7 protein-coding genes are annotated in these 7,007 nt (G+C 61.7%); 4 read left to right on the top strand and 3 right to left on the bottom strand.

Annotated features, from left to right (window positions below; genetic code table 11):
- A partial coding sequence (locus EPO09_RS04785) for a glycerate kinase (RefSeq protein ID WP_290640708.1) occupies positions 1-1,082 on the top strand: 1,082 nt, incomplete at its 5' end.
- Between the two features lie 6 nt (positions 1,083-1,088).
- Here the strand turns inward: EPO09_RS04785 and EPO09_RS04780 are convergent.
- A complete protein-coding gene (locus tag EPO09_RS04780) occupies positions 1,089-1,802 on the bottom strand; it encodes an START domain-containing protein (RefSeq protein ID WP_290640706.1) in 714 nt (237 codons plus the stop codon).
- 124 nt (positions 1,803-1,926) lie between these two features.
- Positions 1,927-2,970: a hypothetical protein gene (locus EPO09_RS04775; RefSeq protein WP_290640705.1), complete on the bottom strand. Its 1,044-nt coding sequence runs from the start codon at positions 2,968-2,970 to the stop codon at positions 1,927-1,929.
- Between the two features lie 239 nt (positions 2,971-3,209).
- Between EPO09_RS04775 and rpe the strand changes: the two genes are divergently transcribed.
- Positions 3,210-3,893, top strand: coding sequence for a ribulose-phosphate 3-epimerase (gene rpe / locus EPO09_RS04770; protein ID WP_290640703.1), 684 nt, complete (start codon positions 3,210-3,212; stop codon positions 3,891-3,893).
- Positions 3,894-3,941: 48 nt separating this feature from the next.
- Here rpe and EPO09_RS04765 read toward each other — a convergent pair whose 3' ends face one another.
- Complete coding sequence (locus EPO09_RS04765) at positions 3,942-4,583, bottom strand: PEP-CTERM sorting domain-containing protein (protein WP_290640702.1); 642 nt, start codon at positions 4,581-4,583, stop codon at positions 3,942-3,944.
- 128 nt (positions 4,584-4,711) lie between these two features.
- On the opposite strand from EPO09_RS04765, the gene EPO09_RS04760 reads away from it, so the two are divergent.
- Together EPO09_RS04760 and EPO09_RS04755 are read left to right on the top strand one after the other, a co-directional pair.
- On the top strand, positions 4,712-5,869 hold the full coding sequence (locus EPO09_RS04760) for a pyridoxal phosphate-dependent aminotransferase (RefSeq protein WP_290640701.1): 1,158 nt from the start codon (positions 4,712-4,714) through the stop codon (positions 5,867-5,869).
- A 305-nt stretch (positions 5,870-6,174) separates the two neighbouring features.
- Positions 6,175-7,007 (top strand): putative solute-binding protein (locus EPO09_RS04755; RefSeq protein ID WP_290640699.1); only part of this gene is annotated, 833 nt, incomplete at its 3' end.

The following is a 7,007-nucleotide window of genomic DNA, read 5'->3' as shown; positions in this document are numbered from 1 at the left end:
GCTATGGCCACGTGCCGCCGTGCGATCTGCCGCCCGCGCGCATCGTGGTGAAAGAAGCCGCGCACCCCGTCCCTGATCAAGCGGGGATGGACGCGACGCACCATATCGTGCAGGCGCTGCAAGGCTTGACGCCTGATGATCTGGTGATCGCCTTGATCTCCGGTGGTGGCTCGGCCTTGCTCGCTGCGCCCGTGCCTGGCTGCAGCTTGCAAGACGAGCAGGATCTGAATCGGCAGCTCCTGCGCTGTGGTGCCAGCATCACCGAGATGAACACGGTGCGTCGGCACCTGTCTGCCATCAAAGGCGGGCGCCTGGCGCGCCTGTGCCGCCCCGCGCGCTTGCTGACGTTGGCCATATCGGATGTGCCGGGCGATCGCCTGGAAGACATCGCCAGTGGTCCCACCGTGCCTGATCCCTCAAGCTGTGAAGATACCTTGCGTGTGGTGGCGCGCTATGGCTTGAGCTTGCCGCCAGCCGTCATGGCGCAATTGGCCTCAGGCGAGCTGGAGTCCCTCAAACCGGGTGACGAGGCCTTTGCGCAGCACGGGGCCCACTTGATCGCCACACCTCAAGACATGCTGGAGGCCGCAGCCCAGGCCGCGCGTGCGGCGGGCTATCCAGCCCACATTCTGAGTGACCGGATGGAAGGCGAAGCCCGTGATGTGGGCATGCTGCATGCCGTGCTGGCCATGCAGGTGGCGCGCCATCAGCAGCCCTTTCAGGCACCTTGCGTGCTCTTATCTGGTGGCGAGACCACGGTCACGCTGGATGCCGCGGCTTCGGCGCAAGGCAGTGGCGGGCGTTGCTCGGAGCTGATGCTCAGTGCCGCCTTGGCGCTGCAAGGCACGCCCGGCATCTGGATGCTCGCGGCAGACACCGATGGCATTGATGGCATGAGCGAGGCTGCAGGCGCGTTGATCGGGCCAGACACCTTGCAGCGCGCATTGGCACAGGGCCTGGACGCCCGGGCCATGCTGCACGCTCACGATTCAGGGCGCTTCTTTGCCGCGCTGGGCGATCAGGTCCTCACGGGGCCCACGTTCACCAATGTGAACGACTTTCGCGCGGTGCTGATCACCTGATCCGCGTCAGGACTCCGGGAACACCAGGCGCCTGCCCAGATCACGCAGCGGCGGGCTGCGTGCATACAGTTGCTCCGGATCCGTGTAATTGGCGCGCATCACATAGGCGCGCATCTTCTCCATGGATTGCCGCGGCACGGTCGTCACGACCATATTGGCCAAGGACATGGGGATCATGCCGCCCGGGTCGCCATGGCCTTCCAGTTCGACCGCTGTTTTGGTGGGTGACAAGGGGCGCAGTGTCCACGATGAAATCATGCGGGGCATGCGAACGTAGCCAGCCTGGGCCGGCATGATGCCGTCGCGGCTTTGCACATCCACGTGGATGACATGCGTATCGGGATCCTGCCTGACCGACACTTGCGCCACCACATCGCGCGCACTGACGGGCCAGATGCCGTTGATGGCCATGTACACGAAGGTCTCGCCCGGTTTGGGGCCGGAGATGAAGCGCGCTTCACGCAACAGGAAGAACCATTCGCGCATGGTGCTCACATCGGCCAGCGTGGCCACAACCTGCTTCATGGGCGCATCGATCTGCATCATGCCCTTGAAGTCCTTGTAGGTGTTGCCGGGGAGCTTGCGCGTATAGAGGGCGATGCCGTCATCGTCGCCGGCAAGCGTCCACACGGACTGGTCCGCCTGCGCCCAGAAAGGAAGCAGCAGTACAAGGCCAAGGAAAAGCCGTTTCAACCTGGCCAAAAACGAAGAGCGTGTCATGACCACATTAACGCTCGACCGGGCAACGCGGGTTGCGCGTGTTTTCCCCAGGCTGGATGGCGGGCCGGCGTGATTTAGTGCCGCGCTGGCGCTTTGTGCGCGTCTGCTTTCCCGCGGATGCGGTTCAGCCCTGTCGCGATCGCAGCCGGCGGAACAGCGGCAAGACCATCAGGCCGCCAACGACCATGGCCCAGGTTTCGGGCTCAGGCACGCTGGGCTTGATCACATCGGCAGTCACAAAAATGCCGTCCTCGGGTTGCGCCGGGAATTGGCCAATCGTGCTGACGTCGAACGACGTGCCAGACCAGTGCACGCGGTGTACGGTGTGATAGGTCTCGGAGGTGACGATGGCATCACCCAGATAGGGCGTGAAATCGGAGGCCGATGCCTTGATGACGTTTTGCGCGTAATTGGCTGAATAGAAGCCTTCAACCGGATTGCCGCTGCTGCCCAGGTTCAGTGGCACGAAGCTCACCATCTCGGCCCCGTAGATGCCCGTGACCGCGTTGGTGATGCCGCCGCCGGGCGCGATGGCGCGCAAGGTGCCAGAGCCCTCGGAGGCCACAAACAGCGTCCCCTTGGCGTAAGTGCCGAACTGTTGCGGCGCAAAGCTCAGGCCCTCGGCGTCTTCGCCCACATTGGCCAGCAAGGTGGCGCTGCCCGTGTTGTTGACCGTGTAGATGTTGCCTGCGTTGGTGGCCACGATGAGCTGGTTGCCATACATGCCGTAGGGATCGAAGGCCATGCTGCGCACGCCGCCCGTCAGGCCGGTGACGAAATCACCTTGCGTGCTGCCGTCATGCGCCACACGCACCACACGCCCCGCTGCTTCCGAGCCGGCGAATACGTCGCGTGGGCCATAGCCGCCAATACCCAGCGAACTGGTCACGTAGATCTCGCCCGAGAAGCCCGAGATCGCCGAGCCGAACTTGGCCACATTGCCACCAGTCAGATCCGTCGAGTACAACTGGTTGTTGTTGCTGCCGTAATAGACCGAGCCGACGAACTTGTCGCCTGCATAAGCAAAGCCGATGGTGGCGTTGTTGCCCAGGGTGCTGCTCAGGTCGCTGCTGTCCACGAACGTGTTGAAGGTCACGGCAGCTTGCGAAGCGGGCGTCCAGCCAGCCAGTGCCAAGGTGCAGGACATCGACAGGAGTTTGAGTTTCATGGGTTTGGCCTCTGCATTTGACGCGTGATCGGAACCTGGGCAATGTAGGAGGCTTGCGCCTGAGGATCCATCCCTAACTTGCTCAAGGGTTTGCGCCAGTGCTTGCATCGTGGCGCCATGTCATCCCTGCCAATCGGGATCTGGGCGATGAGGTTCGGGCTCACGCTGGGTGGGCGCAGTGTGAGTAGATAGAATCCCAGCCTGGCACCTGTCCATCCACTGACACAAGGCTCTCACTCATGTCGCGCACCTTCCGCATCGCCCCCAGCATCCTGTCCGCTGACTTTGCCCGCCTGGGCGAGGAAGTTCGCAATGTGATCGACGCCGGTGCAGACTGGATCCACTTCGATGTGATGGATAACCACTATGTGCCCAACCTGACCTTCGGGCCTATGGTGTGCCAGGCACTGCGCAAGCACTCGGTCAAGGCCGATGGCACCAAGGTGCCCATCGACGTGCACCTGATGGTTCAGCCGGTTGATGCCCTGGCCCAGGCCTTTGCCAAGTCCGGCGCCGACATCATCACCTTTCACCCCGATGCCAGCGCCCACGTGGACCGCACGCTGCAGCTGATCAAGGCCGAAGGCTGCCAGGCTGGCCTGGTGTTCAACCCCGCCATGCCCATCGATGTGCTGGAGTGGGTGATCGACAAGGTCGATGTGGTGCTGCTGATGAGCGTGAACCCCGGCTTCGGTGGCCAGAGCTTCATCGACAGCGCCCTGCGCAAGGCCGAGAAGGTGCGCAAGATCATTGATGCGTCCGGTCGCGACATCCGCCTGGAAATTGATGGCGGCATCAAGGTGGACAACATCCGTCGCGTGGCCGATGCGGGCGTGGACACCTTCGTAGCTGGCAGCGCCATTTTCGGCCAAGCCAACTACAAGGCTGTGATTGACGCGATGCGCGAAGAATTGGCCAAGTAAAACTGGCCCCGCAGAGCCAGTTGGAAACGAAGGCGGGCTTCAGGCTGATCAGCGCTGAGCCCGGCGGCGGGCTGTTGCAATGAGCGGCAGCAAACCCAGCCCCATCAAGGCCAGGGCCGAGGGCTCCGGAACCACGCTGACTGAAAGCACCTGGTAGCTCAGGATCGTCCCGGTCTGCTTGCCATCGCGCCGCAAGGCCCCGTAAGTCAGTGACGAAGGTCCGTCAAAGGCGCTGACATCAATGCTGTTGGGCAGTTCCGAGCCTTGAATCACGCCGGTATTGCCGTGCCTGGTGCTCAGGTTGAAGTTGAATGAACCGGCGTCATAGACGGTGCCATCAAGCGTCATGGCGTGGCCACTGGCCATGTCGATGCCATCTTCGACGTTGCCACCCATGTTGTCGATGACGACGATCCCCGGGTTTTGCGCACTCACGCTGTGTCCAGCAATGTTGGCCGTGACCTCGCCCGATTGGAACGAGTAACTGACGAATGATCCATTGGCAGCAGGCAAGGTCAATGCGTCCACGATGGGGTCGCTGCCCAGAAAGTGACCGCTGAACACGGTGTCGTTGCTGACGCCGCTGAGGCTGCCATCCGTGTACGTGACACGAGCGGTGAAATCGAATTCGTACGCTTGAGCCGAAAGACTCAGTACGGCCAGAACGGCGCCTGTCAGGATGCTGCGCATCAGGTTCTCCCTTTTGTTTATGTGGCCATCATGTTAGAGCTTGCCTGACCGTCAAACTGCAACCAGTTGTTTGGATGTTGCCTTCATGCGGTCAGGACGGTGCACCCTGCTCAAGCTATGCTTGCAGCATGCCCTCTTACCCTCGACCTATCCAGTCCCGCCTGCCCGACGTCGGCACCACGATCTTCACGGTCATGTCCGCGCTGGCGCAGCAGCACGGTGCGATCAACCTGTCGCAGGGCTTCCCGGATTTCGATGCGCCGGCAGATCTGCTGGCGCTGCTGAACGAGGCGACCAAGGCGGGCCACAACCAGTACGCCCCGATGACAGGCGCACCGGTGCTGCGCGAAGCCATCGCGGCCAAGGTGCAGGCGCTGTACGGTGCCGCCTACGATGTGGCCAACGAGATCACGGTGACGGCGGGTGCCACGCAGGCCATCTTCACGGCCGTGGCGGCGATGGTGCATCCGGGCGATGAGGTCATCGTCTTCACGCCTGTGTACGACAGCTACGGCCCGTCGATCGAACTGCAAGGCGGCAAGGTGGTCTATGCAGACCTGAGCCTGCCTGACTACCGACCTGATTGGGCGAGAGTCAAGGCGCTGATCACGCCGCGCACGCGCATGATCATCATCAACTCGCCGCACAACCCGACAGGCACGGTCTGGACGGCGGATGACATGGCCGCGCTCGAGGCTTTGGTCAAGGACACCGACATCGTCATCGTCAGTGACGAAGTCTACGAGCACATGGTGTTTGACCAGGCCCGCCACGAAAGCGTGTTGCGTTATCCCGGCCTGGCCGAGCGCAGCTTCGTGGTCTCCAGCTTCGGCAAGACTTATCACATCACCGGCTGGAAGATCGCCTACTGCCTGGCGCCCCGCGAGCTGATGGCCGAGTTCCGCAAGGCACACCAGTTCATCGTGTTCACGGTGCACGCACCTTCGCAATATGCGCTGGCCGAGTTCATGAAGCGCCCCGGTTGGTACGAGCAACTCAAGGCGTTGTATCAAGGCAAGCGCGATATCTTCCGGCAGGCCCTGAGTAGCTCACGCTTCGAGCTGTTGCCTTGCCAGGGCACCTACTTCCAGTGCGTGAAGTACAGCGCCATCAGCGATGAAGGTGATCGCGCTTTTGTCGAGCGCCTTACGCGCGAGCATGGTGTGGCGGCCATTCCTGTGTCAGCGTTCTATCCGAACGGGGACGATCATGGCGTGATCCGCTTTTGCTTTGCCAAGTCGGCGGCCACGCTGGAAAGTGCACTGGCGCGGCTCGTCAGGCTCTGAGCCTTGCTTAGTCGCCCCATTTCTCCAGCTTGGTGTACAAAGGCCTCACCGTCTGATGGGCCAGGTGAACGGACTGGGGGCGCTGTCAGCGATGTCTTGTGTACGGCTGCAGGCTGCTGGCGTGATTGATCAAGAGACCAATGAGCTTGTAGCCTCTTGGCCACGTCTTGTTTGATCGCAGGCATGAATAGCCTGGAATGACGCACTCCGTTACATCGATTGCCTGACTCCAGGAATATCGATACACGTGTGCACTGACAATGGTCAAAGCTTGTCGGTCACAACCAGGGATAGCCTCTAGAACCATGAAAACGGTACGCCACATCGCACTCGCCACCGCTGTCTGCGTGCTGGCATCCTTCACCAGCCAGGCTCAGGCCGGGCAGAAGTTCTGCGTGTTCGATTTCCTGGGCGCAGCCGGTGACATGTACAACCTGACCAAGGACTATGCCGTGGCCATGCAGCGCTACGGCGTGGATCTGGAGTTGAAGGGCTTCAACAACGAAGCGCAGGCCACCGAAGAGTTCAAGAACGGCAATTGCGATGCCATGGTGGCAACGGCCTTTCGCACGCGCCAGTTCAACTCGGTAGCGGCGTCGATCGACTCGCTCGGCTCCACCACCATCTTGCGTAACGGCAAGGTGGACATGCAGGGCACTTACGAGGTGCTGCGCAAGCTGATCCAGACCTATGCGGCACCCTCGCCCCAGGTCACCAAGCTGATGACCAACGGCAACTACGAGGTGGGTGGCATCGCCCCGGCTGGCGCCGCCTATCCTTTCGTGAACGATCGCAAGCTCAGTTCGGTTGAGGCCTTGGCCGGCAAGCGCATCTCCGCCTTTGACTACGACAAGGCTCAGGCCGCGATGATCCAGCGCATCAACGCCGTGCCTGTGTCCACGGACATCTCGAATTTCCACATCAAGTTCAACAATGGTGCGCTGGACATGATGGCCGCGCCCACGATGGCCTACAAGCCGCTGGAGTTGCAGCGCGGCATGGGCAGCAAGGGCGGCGTGACACGCTTTCCGTTGCTGATCGTGTCCTACCAGATGATCTTCAAGCGGGATCGATTCCCGGAAGGCTACGGTGAGAAGTCACGCGAGTTCTGGATGAGCCAGTTTGATCGCGTGTTGCA

Source organism: Aquabacterium sp. (genome assembly GCF_004297345.1).
In the GTDB taxonomy this organism is placed as follows: domain Bacteria; phylum Pseudomonadota; class Gammaproteobacteria; order Burkholderiales; family Burkholderiaceae_C; genus Aquabacterium.
Note: the sequence above shows the minus strand (reverse complement) of the source record. Positions and strands in the feature narration are given on the sequence as shown.